The following is a 16,736-nucleotide window of genomic DNA, read 5'->3' on the forward strand; positions in this document are numbered from 1 at the left end:
CCTACGCCACGCCAGCCGTGGTTTCCTGGGAAATGCCACTCCGTAAAGGGCATTTCTGCCGAGACTTATCGCCAAATATCACTACTTTTATAGTGGAAAGCCCTGCTTACGCCTCCCTATACTGCACGCCCTTCGCTCTGCTGGCACCTTGACTGCCCGCGGACGGTTTCACCCACAAGGTCGAAGCCGGCGAGGCGTCGCGTCCTGCCTATCGGCGATGCGTGCGTCTGCACGATTGCTCATATCCAATAACAAGATGAGGTTGTATCTCATGCCAGTCGGCAATCCCTCCAATCACGACGGGACCGTTCAGGGCGGCCCGCTGAAACGTGAACTCGGCGAACGGCACATTCGTCTCATGGCCCTTGGCGCCTGCATCGGCGTCGGTCTGTTTCTCGGTTCGGCCAAGGCCATCGAAATGGCCGGTCCGGCCATCATGCTCTCCTACATCATTGGCGGCCTGGCGATCCTGGTGATCATGCGCGCGCTTGGCGAAATGGCCGTGCACAACCCGGTGGCCGGCTCCTTCAGCCGCTACGCCCAGGACTACCTCGGCCCGCTGGCGGGCTTTCTCACCGGCTGGAACTACTGGTTCCTGTGGCTGGTGACCTGTGTCGCCGAGATCACCGCGGTGGCCATCTACATGGGCATCTGGTTCCCCGACGTCCCCCGCTGGATCTGGGCCCTGGCCGCCCTGGGCAGCATGGGCGCGGTCAACCTGGTCGCGGTCAAGGCCTTCGGTGAATTCGAATTCTGGTTCGCCCTGATCAAGATCGTCACCATCATCGCCATGGTCATCGGCGGCATTGGCGTGATCGCCTTCGGCTTCGGCAACGACGGGGTCGCGCTGGGGATTTCCAACCTGTGGAGCAACGGCGGCTTCATGCCCAATGGCGTGACCGGCGTGCTGATGTCGCTGCAGATGGTGATGTTCGCCTACCTTGGCGTGGAGATGATCGGCCTCACCGCCGGCGAAGCGCGCAACCCGCAGAAGACCATCCCGCACGCCATCGGCTCGGTGTTCTGGCGCATTCTGCTGTTCTATGTCGGCGCGCTGTTCGTGATCCTCTCGATCTACCCATGGAACGGCATCGGCAGCGCTGGCAGCCCGTTCGTCATGACCTTCGAACGCCTGGGCATCAAGACCGCCGCCGGCATCATCAACTTCGTGGTCATCACCGCCGCGCTGTCGTCGTGCAACGGCGGCATCTTCAGCACCGGGCGCATGCTCTACAGCCTGGCGCAGAACCGTCAGGCCCCGGCAGTGTTCGCCCGTACCGCGAGCAACGGCGTACCGCGCAATGCCCTGCTGCTGTCGATCGGCGCGTTGCTGCTGGGCGTGCTGGCCAACTACCTGGTGCCGGAGAAAGTGTTCGTCTGGGTGACGTCGATCGCCACCTTCGGCGCGATCTGGACCTGGGCCATGATCCTGCTGGCGCAACTGAAGTTCCGCGCCGGGCTGAGCAATGCCGAGCGTGACCGTCTGCAGTTCCGCATGTGGCTGTGGCCGCTCAGCTCGTACCTGGCGCTGGGCTTCCTGATCCTGGTGGTGGGCCTGATGGCGTACTTCGAGGACACCCGTGTGGCCCTGTATGTCGGGCCGGCGTTCCTGGTGCTGCTGACGGCCCTGTACTACGGGCTGAAGCTGGCGCCGAAAGGGGACGAGGCTGGAGTGGTACGAACCGCGTCCTGACCGCGCGGTCCATTGACCTGTAGGAGCTGGCTTGCCTGCGAAAGGACCGCATAGCGGTCCCAGAGCGCAATGAAATCTGGGACCGCTATGCGGTCCTTTCGCAGGCAAGCCAGCTCCTACACGGATTTGGGTAGCCCTACACGGTCTGCACCGCCCCCACCCGATTCAACCGCCTGTTCCAGTCCAGCCAAACCGCCAGCCCCATCATCAAACCCACCCCCGCCAGCGCCGTCAGCACCTGCATCGGCCACTGATCGTCGCCCAGCGCATTGGCCATGTCCGCCAGCGGCGCCAGCAGCACACCGAAGCAGAACACCTCCAGCGAATAGCGCCCCATGCGGCAGCTCTGTCGCGCCAGCCAGCTTTCCACCCACGGCCCGCTCGGCAGCAAACGCGCGGTGCAGTAGGCCAGGGCGAGGAAATGCAGCAAGCGCGCCGGCGACAGGTTGGTCTTGCTGATCGGATACAGCCACTCGGCCAGCACCTTCGGCATCAGCGCGTCATGCACCTGCGGCCAGCGCCAGGACAGGGCGATCGCCGCGCACACCAGTAGATACCCCGCCGCCACCAGGAACAGCGGCTGGCGCCACACCGGTCGCACCCGCGGCGGCTGCTCGCGCTGGGCATGGATCGCCACCGCGCCGCCGAGGATGAACAGCAACTGCCAGGCCAGTGGATTGAAGAACCACACGCCGCCTTCCTGCGCCGCCAGGTTCCACTGGAACATCGGCGCCATCAGGTACAGCGCCGCGGAAAACCCCACCACGTATTCAGCCCGGCGCAACAGCAACGGCAGCACCAGCGGCAGGCCGAGCAGCAGGAGGATGTACAGCGGCAAGGGGTCCATCAGGTTGGGCTTGAAGCGCAGGAGCAATTCGTCCACCAGCGCCTGCTGCGGGTTGCCGAGGAAATAGTAGAGGCCCATGTCCTGGATCATGTCGCGGGTTTCCACATGGTTGTTGGCGACGAAGACGATGCCCATCAGCAACACCAGCAGGAAAATGTGCACCACGTACAGCACCCAGGCGCGGCGCAGGATGCGCACGCAAGCCACCACCCAGCCATCGCGCAGCGCCACCTTGCCGTAGGCCAGCACCGCGGCGTAGCCGGCAAGGAAGACGAAGATCTCCGCGGCATCGCTGAAGCCGAAATTGCGCACGGTGAGGTTGGCCAGCGGGTTGCCGGGAATGTGGTCCCAGAAGATGAAGACCAGCGCCAGGCCACGGAAGAAATCGATTCGATGGTCACGGGCGTTGGTCATGATCGGCGCTCTTGCACAGGTGTGTTTCAGTAGAGGATCGGGATCGGCGCCTGGCGGTTCCACGCCACGGATCTTTGCCGATCAGTGGCGCGGAGGGTGGGGAGTTTTACCGGACATTGCAAAGTAACGATGTTACCGAATGTCTCTCAGGCCGCCTCGGTCCGCGGTTCGAAACTGTCGGCCCGCGCCATCGCCCACATGCGCTGGTAGAACTCGCCGCTGATCTCGCCGCTGAGCAGTTCACCCGGCTTGAGGAACACATGGGTCTGGGAGAACAGCTTGATCTCGGTGGCCGACATGCGCCGCACCAGATGCCTGGCCTCCAGTTGCGAGGGGTGCTTGAGGCCGGCGGCGGCGAGCATTTCGGCGAGGGTCTTGAGGGTGTTGCGATGGAAATTGAACACCCGCTGCGCCTTGTCCGGCACCACCAGGGCGCGCTGGCGCAGGCCGTCCTGGGTGGCCACGCCGGTCGGGCACTTGTTGGTGTGGCAGCTCTGCGACTGGATGCAGCCGATGGCGAACATGAAGCCGCGCGCGGAGTTGGCCCAGTCGGCGCCGATGGCCAGCACGCTGGCGATATCGAAGGCGCTGACGATCTTGCCGCTGGCGCCGAGCCTGATCTTGTCGCGCAGGTTGAGGCCGACCAGGGTGTTGTGCACGAACAGCAGGCCTTCGCGCATCGGCACGCCGATATGGTCGGTGAATTCCACCGGCGCCGCGCCGGTCCCGCCTTCCTTGCCGTCGACGACGATGAAGTCCGGAAGGATCCCGGTTTCCAGCATGGCCTTGGCGATGCCCATGAACTCCCAGGGATGGCCGAGGCAGAACTTGAAGCCCACCGGCTTGCCGCCGGACAGCTCACGCAGTTGCGCGATGAAGTGCATCATCTCGATCGGCGTGGAGAAGGCGCTGTGCGCCGATGGCGAAATGCAGTCCTCGCCCATGCGCACGCCGCGGGTCTCAGCGATCTCGCGGGTGACCTTGTGCTTGGGCAGGATGCCGCCGTGGCCGGGCTTGGCGCCCTGGCTCATCTTGATCTCGATCATCCGTACCTGCGGGCTGCGGGCCTGCTCGGCGAAGCGCTGCGGATCGAAATGGCCGTCGGCGGTGCGGCAACCGAAATAGCCGCTGCCCAGCTCCCAGGTCAGGTCGCCGCCGTGTTCGCGGTGGTAGGGGCTGATGCTGCCCTCGCCGGTGTCATGGGCGAAATTGCCCAGCTTCGCCCCCTGGTTCAGGGCGCGGATGGCGTTGGCGCTGAGGGAGCCGAAGCTCATCGCCGAGATGTTGAACACCGAGGCCGAATAGGGCTGGGTGCACTGCGGCCCGCCGACGGTGACGCGGAAGCTGTCCGGGTCGCTCAGCGGCGCCGGGCGCATGGAATGGCTGATGAACTCGAAGCCGGACTGGTAGACATCGATCAGGGTGCCGAAGGGCTTGTCCGACTGCTCGTTCTTGGCCCGCGCGTAGACCAGCGAGCGCTGCGCGCGGGAGAAGGGCAGGGCGTCGCTGTCGGCTTCCAGCAGGTACTGGCGGATCTCCGGGCGGATGCCTTCGACCAGGTAGCGGATATTGCCGAGGATCGGGTAGTTGCGGCGTACCGCGTGGCGGGTCTGCAGCAGATCGAACAGACCGATCAGGCTGAGCACGGCGGTCAGCAGGGTGAACGGCCACAGCCAGTCGTAACGCAGGAACGGCAGGCTGGCGAAGGTGAAGAGGACGCAGGCGACGAAGAAGGCGTAGCGGCTCAGGAGTGACAGGCTCATACGGTTTCCTTGGTGGAGTCGTCGGGCAAGCCATAAACCATATAGCGGATGGGGGCTTGAAGCCAGTCAGACGCCCCGTATCAGACGCTCGCGCAGCAAGCTTTCATCTTTCTCCGGCACCTCTGGCCAGAACTGCACCGCCCCCGCCACCAGCGCCGCCACCGGCACCCCGTCGCGATACAGCAGGCGATTGCCCGCCAGCGCCGGCACCCTGGCCCCCGGCAGCAGGCTGCCGGCGAGATTGAGCGGGTCGCTGCCGCTGACCACGACCAGATCACCCTCCACAGGCCGGCGCCTTACGCCGCGCAACACGGCGATGGCGTCCGGCAGGGCGAACTGTTCCCCGGCCAGGCCGCTGACGAAGCGCCCGCCACGGATCTCGCCGCGGGCCTCCAGGCGGTGGAAGGTGCGCAGCAGTTCGCGCCAGCTCGGCAGCCAGTCGGCCTCCCGTTCCAGCAGGCGCCAGAACACCACGCCATAACGACGCAGCAGGGTGCGGGCGATGTGTTCGTGGACCGCTTCGCGATCATCGCCGCTGCCGCCGCGGCGCAGCAGGGCCCAGCGCCCGGCGTCGTCCATGCCGCCGAACAGCGGACCACGTCCGCGCCGGCTGCCATGGGCCTGGCGCTTGCTCGCCGGGGTGATCAGGGCGCGCAGGCCGGCGAAGCTGTCGGCGCTGACCAGGCCGGCGGCGACCAGTTCCTGCAAGGCGTTTTCCAGTTCGCTGGGCAGCAGGCGGGCTTCGTCGCGCAGTTCGTCGAAGAACAGTGCGCCGTGCTGGCTCAAGGCGGTATGCACCTTCTGCGCCCTTGGCGACAGGGCGTCGCTGTCGAATGGCTGTCCCAGGCCCTGCCACAAGCCCAGGCGACTGCGCGGCAGCAACACCAGCGGCGTGCTGCGCAAGGTACTGGCGGCGGCTCTGCCGGTCGGCGCCAGGCGCGCCCAGACGAACTTGCCGGCACGGCAGGCTTCGTCCAGCCAGCGCGGGCTGTAGTCGCCCAGGCGCGCCGGCAGCAGATCGCTTTCCCAGGCCCCGGCGGCCGCGGCATAGCCTTCGAACTGTTCCAGCACTTCACCGAGGGCGGCGTTGCCCCGCAGGCGACCGGTGCTGGACAGGTGCTGCCAGTCGCACAGGAAACGCATGAAGTCCCGCAGGCTGACCGGCTCGATCTCGCGGCGCAGGCGTTTGAGGGTGTAGCGGTGGATGCGTGCCAGCAGGTGGCGTTCGCACCACTGTTCGTCGGGCTGGTCGGGATGGAACTGGCCGCGCAGCACGTAGCCTTCGCCTTCGAGGCGGACCAGGGCCTGCTCGATCGACGTGCTGCGCAACCGCAACGGCGCGGCGAGCTGTTGCGCGGTCGAGGGGCCGAGGCCGCCGAGGCGGGCGCGGACCAGTTCCAGCAGGGCGTCGTCCTCGTCCACGGCGGCGTCGAAACCCGGCAACGGCGCCAGGGCCGGTGCCAGCGGCGCGTCGGGATACACCGCGCGCAGGCCATTCAGGCGTTCCCGCGCCAGCCACAGGCCGCCGCCCTGCAGTTGCAGGCGGCAGGCGCGACCGCCTCTGGCCAGCTCCTCCAGCCACGGCGCCCAGGTGCTGTCCGTGGCCACCTCGTCATCGCTGATCGCGGCCAGGGTCATCAGCGCTTCGTGCATTTCATCGCTGTTCCCCGGCGTCGGCCAGGCTTCGGCGGCCACCGCGGCAATCGCCTCGCGGTCCAGCGCGCCGAGGTCGTCGCCGGGCTGGACGTCGTTCCAGCGCCGGTTGAGCACGGCCTGGGTGCGCCGCTCTTCCAGCGGGGCGTCGTCGAGGAAGGCATAGGGGCGGGCATTGAGGATGGCCGCGGCCAGCGGCGAGGGCGCCGGCAGGTCGCGGCAGATCAGGCGGATCGCGCCGCTCTCGATCCGGCCCAGCAGGGCCAGCCAGCCTTGCGTGTCCATGGCGTCGTGCAGGCAGTCGTCGAGGGTCTGTTCCACCAGCGGATGATCCGGCACCTCGCGCTCGCCGACGATGTTTTCCAGGCAGGCCAGCTGGTCGGGAAACACCGCGGCGGTCAGGTCTTCGCTGCGCATGCGCTGGATCTGCGGGGCGATGCGCTTGCCGCCGGCGAAGCGCGGCAGGGCCAGGGCGATCCCGGCGGCCCAGCGCCAGCGTACGCCGAACAGCGGGGCGTCGAGCACGGCCTGGATCAGCAGGTGCTCGGCGCTGGCACTGGGCAGGTAGCGCCACACCTCTTCCAGCGGGAAGCTGTGGCCGGCCGACAGCGACAGGATGATCGCGTCCTCGCTGGCCGCCGCCTGCAGTTCGAAATTGAAGGTGCGGCAGAAGCGCTTGCGCAGGGCCAGGCCCCAGGCGCGGTTGATACGGCTGCCGAACGGCGAGTGGATGATCAGTTGGGTGCCGCCGGACTCGTCGAAGAAACGCTCCATCACCAGGGTGTCCTGGGACGGCAGGGCGCCGAGCGCCTGGCGCGTGCGGCCCAGGTAATCGAGCAGTTGCCCGGCGCTGTCCGGACCGAGGCCGAGGGTGCTTGCCAGCCAGTCCAGCAACGGCTGTTCGCGGCCGTCGCTGGCGGCCAGGCGCTGGTCTATCTGTGCCTGCAGACGCGCCACCGCACGGGACAGCTCGTCGCTGCGCCCCGGCGCTTCGCCGAGCCAGAACGGAATGTTCGGTGGCTGGCCCTGGGCATCCTCGACCCGCACCCGGCCCGGTTCGACGCGCAGGATGCGGTACGAGGCATTGCCGAGCTGGAAGATATCGCCGGCGATGCTTTCCACGGCGAAGTCCTCGTTGACGCTGCCAATGTTCAGCGCCTGCGGCTCCAGCAGTACGGCGTAGTCGGCATTGTCGGGAATGGTGCCGCCGCTGGTCAGGGCGGTCAGCTGGCTGCCGCGGCGGCCGCGCAATTCGCCACTCACCGCGTCGCGATGCAGGTAGGCGCCGCGCACGCCCTGGCGCCCGCTGTAGCCTTCGGCAAGCATGCGCAGCAGGGCCTGGTAATGCTGTTCATCGATCCGCGCATAGGGCTGGGCGCCACGGAAACAGTCGAGCAGCGCCCGCTCCGGCCAGGCCTGGCAACTGACTTCGGCGATGATCTGCTGCGCCAGTACGTCCAGCGGTGCCTGGGGTATCCGCACTTCATCCAGCTCGCCGCGGTTCACGCAGTCGAGCAGGGCGACGCATTCGATCAGGTCGTCGCGACTGGTGGGAAACAGGCGGCCCTTGGGCGTGCCGTCGACCTTATGCCCGGAGCGCCCGACTCTTTGCAGAAAGGCGGCGATGGAGCCCGGCGAAGCGATCTGGCAGACCAGCTCCACCTCGCCGATATCGATGCCCAGCTCCAGCGAGGCGGTGGCCACCAGCACCTGCAGTTCGCCGCGCTTCAGGCGTTGCTCGGCCTCCAGCCGCGCCTCCTTGGCCAGGCTGCCATGGTGCGCCGCCACCGCTGCGCGGCCGAGGCGTTCGCTCAGGTGGCGGGCCAGGCGTTCGGCCAGGCGCCGGGTGTTGACGAAGATCAGCGTGGTGCGGTGTTCGCGGGCAAGGATGGCGAGGCGATCGTAGACCCGTTCCCAGACATCGTTGGCCATCACCGCGCCGAGCGGTTGCGGCGGTACTTCGATGCCCAGGTCGCGCTGGCGGGCATGGCCGATATCGACGATGGCGCAGGGGCGGTCGTGGCCCGCCAGAAAGCGCGCGACCCGTTCCACCGGGCGCTGCGTCGCCGACAGGCCGATACGTCGCAGCGGCCGTCCGCACAAGGCTTGCAGGCGCTCCAGGGTCAGGCTCAGGTGACTGCCGCGCTTGTTGCCGGCCAGGGCGTGGATCTCGTCGACGATCACCGTGTGCGTCGTGGCCAGGCCCTTGCGCCCGGATTCGGAACCGAGCAGCACGTACAGCGATTCCGGGGTGGTCACCAGGATGTGCGGGGCCTGCCGGCGCATGGCCGTGCGTTCTTTCTGCAGCGTGTCGCCGCTGCGCACGGCGGTGCGGATGCGCGGTACCGGCAGGCCTAGTCGTTCGAGTTCGGCACTGATCCCGGCCAGCGGATCCTGCAGGTTGATCTGGATATCGTTGGACAGCGCCTTGAGCGGCGAGACGTAGACCACCAGGGTGGCGTCCGGCAACTGGCCGTCATGTTCCAGGCCCTGCACGAACAGCTCGTCGAGCACGGCGAGAAAGGCGGTGAGGGTCTTCCCCGACCCGGTGGGCGCGGCCACCAGCAGCGATTCGCCAGCGTGGATCAGCGGCCAGGCGCGGGCCTGGGCGCTGGTGACCGTGGCGAAGCGACAGCGGAACCAGGCGCGCAGCGCGGGGTGGAAGGCGTCCAGTACCGGATGATCGAGGGCGGGGAGGTTCATGGTCTGTTTATGCGTCCGCGGGCCGATGGTTGCAAGAGGCCACTGGTCAGCTGGTCGGTGGCGTGTGATCCTTCCCCGTCTTTTTTCGTCACGAGTCGCGTTCATGAGCAAGACCATCCGTATCGCCGCTGCCCTGCTGATCGACCCGCGCGGCCAGACCCTGCTGGTGCGCAAGCGTGGCACCCTGGCGTTCATGCAGCCGGGTGGCAAGATCGAGGCGGACGAATTGCCGGTGACGGCGCTGGCGCGGGAGCTGTTCGAAGAGTTGGGCTTGCGCATCGACGAGACGCAGGCCCGTTATCTCGGCAATTTCAGCGCGCCGGCGGCGAACGAGCCGGGCTTCGAGGTGGTCTGCGAGCTGTTTCGGGTGGAGACCGCCGAGGCGGTGGTGCCGGCGGCGGAGATCGAAGAGGCGGTGTGGGTGGATGCCGCTGCCGCGCTCGAACTGGAACTGGCGCCGCTGACTCGGGATCGGATTTTGCCTATATACCGCGGTGCCTGATGTCTTGCTCGCGTTTCGTGTAGGAGCTGGCTTGCCTGCGAAAGGACCGCGCAGCGGTCCCCGACAGCGGTGAGGTCTGGGACCGCTGCGCGGTCCTTTCGCAGGCAAGCCAGCTCCTACAAGTGCATGGCCGATAATCACTGCAAAGGAGTGCCCTCTGAAATGATCCCCCTCAACGACTGGCTGCTGTTCACCGGCGCCGCCCTGCTGATGGTCCTCACCCCCGGACCGAACATGATCTACCTGATTTCCCGCTCCATCTGCCAGGGGCGCGTGGCCGGAATCACGTCCCTGCTGGGTGTGGTCGCCGGTTTCCTGGTGCACATGACCGCGGCGGCGGTCGGCCTGACCGCGCTGTTCATGGCCGTGCCGCTGGGCTACGACCTGCTGCGCTGGGCCGGTGCCGGCTACCTGCTGTGGATGGCCTGGCAGGCGGTGAAACCCGGGGCGCGCTCGCCCTTCGAACCCCGCGAACTGACCCCGGACTCGCCGCGCAAGCTGGTGCTGATGGGCTTTCTCACCAGCCTGCTGAATCCCAAGGTGGCGATGTTCTATCTGTCGATCCTGCCGCAGTTCATCACCCCCGAACACGGCTCGGTGCTGGCCCAGAGCCTGATCCTCGGCATCACCCAGATCAGCGTGAGCTTCACCGTCAACCTGCTGATCGCCCTGTTCGCCGCCGGCATTTCCGCGTGGTTCGTGCGCTATCCGCTGTGGCTGATGCTGCAGCGCTATGTGATGGGCTTCGTTCTCGCGGCCCTGGCGCTGCGCCTGGTGCAGGAGCAGCGCAAGCTGGCCTGAGCCTCAGCGCACGGCACTGACGCCGTCGAGGGTGGAGAACGAGGTGTCCTTGGCGGTGAGGAGGAAATCACGCATGTACGGCGCGTCCAGCATGTCGCTGCGCACCGCGGCGTACAGCGTGGCGAACAGGCCTTTCTCGCCGAGGCGCTTGGCCTTCACGTAGCCCCGCGAGCTGTATTCGTGCAGTGCCCAGTGCGGCATGCCGCAGACGCCACGGCCGCTGGCGACGAGTTGCATCATCATCACCGTCAGTTCCGCCGTGCGCACCTGCGCGGGTTCGACATCGGCCGGTTCGAGGAAGCGGGTGAAGATATCCAGGCGGTCGCGTTCCACCGGGTAGGTGATCAGGGTTTCCGTGGCCAGGTCTTCCGGCACGACATAGGGCTTGCTCGCCAGCGCGTGCTGGTTGGCCACGGCGAGCATGGCTTCGTAGGTGAACAGCGGGACGTAGGTGATGCCGGCCAGGTCCACCGGGTCGGAGGTCACCACCAGGTCGAGGTCGCCGCGGGCCAGGGCCGGCAGCGGGGCGAAGGCGAAACCCGAGGCCAGGTCCAGCTCGACTTCCGGCCAGGCATCGCGGAACTGGTCGATGGTCGGCATCAGCCACTGGAAGCAGCTGTGGCATTCGATGGCCATGTGCAGGCGTCCGGCGGTGCCGCCGGCGAGACGGGCGATATCCCGTTCGGCGCCGCGCAGCAGAGGCAGGGTCGCGTCGGCCAGTTGCAGCAGGCGCAGGCCGGCGCTGGTGAAGCGGATCGGTTTGGTCTTGCGCACGAACAGCGGCATGCCCAGGCGTTCCTCCAGTTCCTTGAACTGGTGGGACAGTGCTGATTGGGTCAGGTGCAGGCGCTCGGCGGCTTCGACCAGGCTGTCGGCCTCGCGCAGGGCGTGCAGGGTTTTCAGGTGGCGGATTTCGAGCACCCGGGTTCTCCATGAGAGTAATTTGACGAAAACGCAATGTCGTTGAGTTTGTCTCATGCAGCCGTGGCTGTCGACCCGCGGCCTGGAGAACGCCGGTACTGCCGTGGGCCACGGCAATACCGGCGGTGCCGTCAGTTGTCGGCGGGTTGCCGGAACAGCTCGGCGAAGTGCTTTTTCGCCATCGGCTTGCCGATCTCGCCACGCCAGATGCGTTCGGCGGCGTCACCCTGCGCCAGTTGCCATTGCAGGCCCAGGCGGCGCTGCTCGGCGGTCTTCAGGTGGGCCTTGGTGAAGCGCTCGAAACCCGGTGTCTGGTTCGGGTAATGGAAGTGCACATACCACAGCACCTGTGGCTCGCCCTGGGTCAGGTCGCGCACCTCGTACTCCTGGAGAAAGTCCGTGCGGCCCTCGATGCGCTTCGGCAATGGGGTCAGGCTGCCGAGCTTGCGCAGCTCCACCGCCTGTTGCTCGATCAGGTAGTCGAGCATGCCTTCGCCGGGGGTCTTGCTGGCCAGCGACTGGCGGATGCGCAAGGTCCGTCCGCTGCTCACCAGCTCGTCAGCCTTGCTGCGCAGGGTCGCGATCAGCTCGGCGCGCGGATTCTGTTCGGCGATGCGCTTGGCGCGCACGCGCAACTCGTCGGCTTCACTGAGCAGCAGGTGCTCCAGATTGCGCGGCAACATGTCCTGGTGGGCATAGTTGCGCACTTTTTCCTGATAGGCCGGCAGCTTGTCCAGTCGCGCCCGGGCTTCGCCCAGCAGGCGATGGATGTCCACCGGGGCTGCGTCAACCGGTGTCCCTGGCGCGTTCATCAGGCGCCAGCGGCCGGACTCGCCCGGCACGTAGACTTCGGTACGGTTGTTGACCCGGTTGATGGTGATGCGCCGCTGCGGTCCGCCGAGGTCTTCCTCGACGCCGATGAAGAACTGGTTGTCCTCGGTCTCGAACAGTTTCCTGGCCACCGACGGGCCGCGTTGGGGACTGGTCTTGACCGGTGCCTGGGGAATCTTCTGCTTCCAGCGTTCGGCCAGGTCGCTGACCGACTCCAGGTGTTCCAGCAACGGCTCGACGAAGTCCTGGTCGAAGCAGTGCGCATAGCTCGTGGACCAGGCTCGCAGGTTGTAGCTGTAGCGCTCGACGGTGTCGATACAGGCTTCGAGCATGCGCTTGCGCTGTTCGGCGTTGCTGTGCACTTCGGGCAGGTGGAACAGGTTGTTCAGGCAGCGGTCCACCTCGACCCGGGCCTTGGCGACCGGCACCTGCAGGTAGAACCAGGACTCGTCGGTGGCGGTCTCGTAGCGGTTGATGACCTCCAGGTAGTTGCGCACCTTGAGAATGTCGCAGGTCGCCTGGTTGAAATTGCGCCGGGCGTATTCGATGTCCGCGCCGACCTTGGATTTCTGCGTGGCGTTGGTGATGCGCCGGCCCCACAGTTCGATGGCATGGGTGTAGTTGGCCACCGCCTGGAGCTTGCCGATCACCTGGACGCGCAGGACCTTGCGCCGCTTCATGATGTCCAGGTGGCGGACCACCTCGGTGGCGGGGGTGTTGGCGGTCTGTTCGACCAGTTGGTCGACCTGGTCGAGGAGTTCCGTGGCGCTGCGCTTGAGCGCATTGAGTTCGTTGACCAGGCGATTGACCTGCAGCCAGGAAACCCGGCTCATCAGGTCGCGGGCGCGGGTGCGGTTGTTGCCGGCGCTCAGTTGCGCCAGTTCCTCCAGCTCCGGGTAGATCTTGTCGGCGAGCTGGCGTTCGTAGGCAAAGTGGTTGGCCAGTTTCTCGGCCTGGTGATAGCGCTGCTGGTCGTCGGTCATGCGGTTGAACAGGCGCTGCTGGTCCGCCGTCTGCCGATTGAGGCGGTCCAGTTCGCGCAACTGGTAGTCGGTGCTGCTGCGCAGGGCGCGCAGGCGGCGCAGGGCCGGATCGGTCCACCAGCGCGGCAGGCGTTCACGGATCGCGGCGGGCCAGAGCGGGTCCAGGCCTTCGGCGAGCACCCCGAGCACACCACCGCCACCACTGACCGGGCTGACGATATTGACGCCGAAGAGCGCGCCATGGGTGTCCCACTGCCCCTGTTCGTCGAGTGCGATCGGCTGGCGATAGCCGCTGCCCTTGCCCAGCAGGCGCCAGGTATGCCGGGCCTGGTCGAAGGTCACCTGGTACAGGCGGCCGTGGTTGAGAATGAAGTCGCCTCGTTCCAGCCGATAGATGTTGCGCAGGATGCCCTCGCTACCTGGCGGCACGCCGGCCAGCGAGAGTGGCTCGGGGTATTCGTAGCCGCTGAAGCGCTGCACCGCGCCGTGCCTGCCCGGGTTCGCCGAAGACAGGCTGCCGAGGCGGCCCAGCTGCCGCTGGCGTATTACCCGACGCAGGGCGGTCGGGTTGATCCCCGCACCCGGCAGCACATCCATCATCGCGTCGATGACGCACATCAGCACCGACTCCAGGTGCTCCAGGGCCTCGCCCGGCTCGCCCCGCTGCAGCGCCGACGCTGCCTCGCCGATCGCGAGCCAGCCATCGAGCGCGGCGATCGCGGCACCGACGAAGGGAATCGCGCCCAGGGCCATCTTGATGTAGTTGAACACCATGCCGCTTTCCAGGGCATAGCGTTCCATGAACAGGTCGTGGCGGGAACGCGAGGTCGAGCGATGCGCGACGATCAGTCGTCCTTTGTGCGCATCGCACAGATGGCGGGCCAGGGAAGTGGTCGCCGGCCAGGCCAGGCCGACGCCGATGATGCCGTCGAAGTGGCGGATGCAGGCCTGGGCGATGCGGCTGACATGGACACTGACCTCGCCGTCCAGGGCCCGGCCGCCGAGGTATTCGGCCATGCGGCTGTCGAAGCAGAGCAGGTACAGCGCCTTGCGCGCGCTTTCCAGGGTGTCGTACTGGCGCAGGAACTTGCCGTCCGGGCTGTCCGGCAGATAGAGCAGGGTGATGCCCAGGGCCGCCGAATGGATCAGGGTGACACCGGACAAGCCGGCGCTGTGGCCCCCGGTATCGTCGCCGCCGCTGGTCAGCAGCACGGGCAGCAGGCTGACCTGCATGGCGTGGCGGTTGTACGCCTGCGGCGAGTTGGCGTCGATGGCGATGTCGAAGATCGCCCGCCCGCGCTCGTCGATGCGCTGCTGCTGCAATGCGGCTTCGCCCTGGATGCGCAGCATCAGGCGCAGCGGTTGCAGCAGACATTCCTCGCGGTACTCGGCGGCAAATGGCGATTCGCCGGTGACGCCCATGAAGGCGTCGACGATGCATTGCTCGTAGCGCCCGCCCATGTTCAGCGCCTCGACCGTGTCGCGTAGCCAGGCCAGGGTCACGCCCGCCAGGACGCGGGGATGCTCGGCACTGTCGCCACCGCTGACCAGTACGCGCATGAAGCACAGGCGTTGTTCCACGGTTTCGTCGATCTGCTGCAGCGCCAGGTCTTCCAGACTCAGGCGGCTGCGCTCCGGGCTGGGCACCGGCACCAGCTTGACCGGGGTGCCCGGTGCGCCGGAACCGGGGATGGTCTCGCGGCGTTGCGTCACGCTGTCCGGCAGGTCCAGTTGAATCTGCACGTTGTGGTCAAGGGCGAACGCCTGGCGTACGTGACGGGCGACCTGCTGGCGGACGAACGCACTGCGGTTGGGCAGGGTACCGGCCAGGTAGCTGCGGGAACGCTGCAGGGCCTCCAGGTAGTCTTCGATCGATTGCCGCAGGCGCCGGCGGCCCTGGTCGTCGAGGTGCGTCAGCCAGGTCGGCGACTGCTGCGCGAGCTGCACGCCGCGTTGCTGTTCCCGCCACTGTTGGCGGGCCAGTTCGCGGGCGGCATGGGCGGGAACCAGCAGGCCGTCGCGGGCGTCCTCGCGCAAGGCCTGCAACGCGGCGTCGAGTACCTGTGGGGTGGCGCTGGCGTGCTCTTGGTGCAACGCGCGCAGGCGGGCTTCGTAGTCGGACAGTTGCCGGGCGAGGCTGTAGGCGAAGGCATCTTCTTCCAGTGTCAGGGTCTGCAGGCGCTGGTCACCGGGGCTGGCCTTGAGGAACGCCCGCTCCAGCACCGGAAGCGAGGCGAACCCCTGCAGGCCACCGCTCGCGCCCGGCCAATAGAGCAGTACCGGCTGGTCGGTGGCGAGGTTGCCGGCGGCGTCGCTGTGGCCGATCAGCAGCACGCCGGGCAGTTCCTGCGTGTCTTCGGCGCACTGCAGGTGCAGGGTCGCGACACTGACCGCGTCGGCACGCTGGCTGGCCAGCGGCGCCTGCAGCACGGCGTCGAGCAGGGCGCGCTGGGCGTCGTCGAGCAGGCGCAGGGCCTGCCGGGCCTGCGCTTCGGCATGCAGGCCGGTGACCCGCGCTTGCAGCAGGCGTTGGTAAGGCGCGCTGGTCCGATCGGGAAACTCCGTCGCGAGCAGGGCCGAGGCGGCGCTGAAACTGTCGTTGCGGGCGCCGTCCAGTGCATCGAGTGCCGCCAGCAGCGTGTCCGGCAGTTGTGTCCCCGCGGCGACGCTCTCGAAGGCGGCGAGTTGCTGGCGGACCTTGTTCAGGCGTGTGCTGAACGGCAGGTCGCGATAGAGACCGCCGAAACCATCGGTCACCTGCGGATCGGCATCGACGACCGGTTCCGGGGGCGCCTCGGCGAGCAACGGGGTGCGGGTGCGCCAGGTGTCGAAGCGGCTTCCTTCCTCCAGGCGACGGTTGCGCAGGTCGTTCATCAGGCGCTTGCCGGTGCTGTGCAGCCCAGCGGCAACGCTTTCGTAGTCGATGGCGATACAGTCGGGCAGCAGGTCCTGGCGTTGCAGCAGGTAGCGTTCCAGTTCGGCCTGGCTGGCGAACGCCTGCACGACCGGGTTGTGGCTCGGCAGGTAGAGCAGGTGAGAGGTGTCCTGATCGACGACCAGAGCGCCGGGCAAGCCTTGCTGGCTGCCGGAGGCGAGGCGCCCGTGGGGAATGCGCGAGCGTGGGCTGGCGTCGCCGTCGAGTTGTGCGAGCAGCGCCTGGCACTGCAACGCGCTGAGCTGGCCCATGGCGAAGGCCCGCTCGCTGGCGGCCTGGAAGTGCAGGCGCAACTGCCGTGCGGCATCGTCCTGGCGTGACAGCGCGGTGCCCGGGGCGCGAGCGCGCCAGTAGGCGAGCCATTCGCGGTCGAGCTGTTCGCGCAGGTCGGGGTCCGTGCCGGTGCGGGTCGCGGGCGCGTCGCGCAACAGGTCGAACAGGCGCTGGCGGCTCTGGCGCCAGGTGCGGGTCGCGGCGAGGAAGAGGTTCTCGTCTTCGGGAAGGAGGCTGTCGAGCTGGCGGGTGAAGTCGAAGTCGACCACATCCATCAGGGATTGATCCGGGGTATCGAGCATGCTGGCTTGTCCTTGCTGAGGGCGGCTGGAAGCACCGTGAAGGGCGGATTTCAGGGCAAGCGTTGGTGGCAGGGGCGGTAGATAGGTATTTTTCGGCTGACAGCGCTTCTGGGGA

8 protein-coding genes and 1 pseudogene are annotated in these 16,736 nt (G+C 67.2%); 4 read left to right on the plus strand and 5 right to left on the minus strand.

The window, feature by feature from the left end; translation table 11 throughout:
- Window positions 1-271 precede the first annotated feature (271 nt).
- Window positions 272-1,693 (plus strand): amino acid permease, encoded by a 1,422-nt coding sequence (locus tag CHB99_RS01770; protein ID WP_042122691.1) that lies wholly within the window; start codon window positions 272-274, stop codon window positions 1,691-1,693.
- A gap of 136 nt (window positions 1,694-1,829) precedes the next feature.
- Here CHB99_RS01770 and CHB99_RS01775 read toward each other — a convergent pair whose 3' ends face one another.
- From CHB99_RS01775 to CHB99_RS01785, 3 genes are all read right to left on the minus strand, one after another.
- Window positions 1,830-2,954, minus strand: coding sequence for an OpgC domain-containing protein (locus CHB99_RS01775; protein WP_042122692.1), 1,125 nt, complete (start codon window positions 2,952-2,954; stop codon window positions 1,830-1,832).
- A 146-nt stretch (window positions 2,955-3,100) separates the two neighbouring features.
- Window positions 3,101-4,717 (minus strand): FMN-binding glutamate synthase family protein, encoded by a 1,617-nt coding sequence (locus tag CHB99_RS01780; RefSeq protein WP_042122693.1) that lies wholly within the window; start codon window positions 4,715-4,717, stop codon window positions 3,101-3,103.
- A gap of 66 nt (window positions 4,718-4,783) precedes the next feature.
- Window positions 4,784-9,073: a DEAD/DEAH box helicase gene (locus CHB99_RS01785; protein ID WP_042122695.1), complete on the minus strand. Its 4,290-nt coding sequence runs from the start codon at window positions 9,071-9,073 to the stop codon at window positions 4,784-4,786.
- A gap of 103 nt (window positions 9,074-9,176) precedes the next feature.
- Between CHB99_RS01785 and CHB99_RS01790 the strand changes: the two genes are divergently transcribed.
- Together CHB99_RS01790 and CHB99_RS01795 are read left to right on the plus strand one after the other, a co-directional pair.
- The gene (locus tag CHB99_RS01790; RefSeq protein WP_042122696.1) at window positions 9,177-9,575 is read left to right on the plus strand and encodes an NUDIX hydrolase; all 399 of its coding nucleotides are present in this window, start codon (window positions 9,177-9,179) and stop codon (window positions 9,573-9,575) included.
- 162 nt (window positions 9,576-9,737) lie between these two features.
- Window positions 9,738-10,376 carry a LysE family translocator gene (locus CHB99_RS01795; protein ID WP_042122710.1) on the plus strand — a complete coding sequence of 213 codons (639 nt, stop codon included), beginning with the start codon at window positions 9,738-9,740 and terminating at the stop codon, window positions 10,374-10,376.
- 3 nt (window positions 10,377-10,379) lie between these two features.
- On the opposite strand, the gene metR is transcribed toward CHB99_RS01795, so the two are convergent.
- Window positions 10,380-11,297 (minus strand): transcriptional regulator MetR, encoded by a 918-nt coding sequence (metR, locus tag CHB99_RS01800; protein ID WP_042122712.1) that lies wholly within the window; start codon window positions 11,295-11,297, stop codon window positions 10,380-10,382.
- Between the two features lie 36 nt (window positions 11,298-11,333).
- Between metR and CHB99_RS30750 the strand changes: the two genes are divergently transcribed.
- Entirely contained in the window at window positions 11,334-11,621 is a 288-nt protein-coding gene (locus tag CHB99_RS30750) for a WhiB family transcriptional regulator (protein ID WP_487379627.1), read from the plus strand.
- Window positions 11,622-14,125: 2,504 nt separating this feature from the next.
- On the opposite strand, the pseudogene CHB99_RS30755 reads toward CHB99_RS30750, so the two are convergent.
- Window positions 14,126-16,621 (minus strand): annotated as a pseudogene (locus CHB99_RS30755) (dermonecrotic toxin domain-containing protein); the annotation flags it as partial.
- Window positions 16,622-16,736: the final 115 nt, after the last annotated feature.

The organism is Pseudomonas japonica (assembly GCF_900188455.1).
Taxonomy (GTDB): Bacteria; Pseudomonadota; Gammaproteobacteria; order Pseudomonadales; family Pseudomonadaceae; genus Aquipseudomonas; species Aquipseudomonas japonica.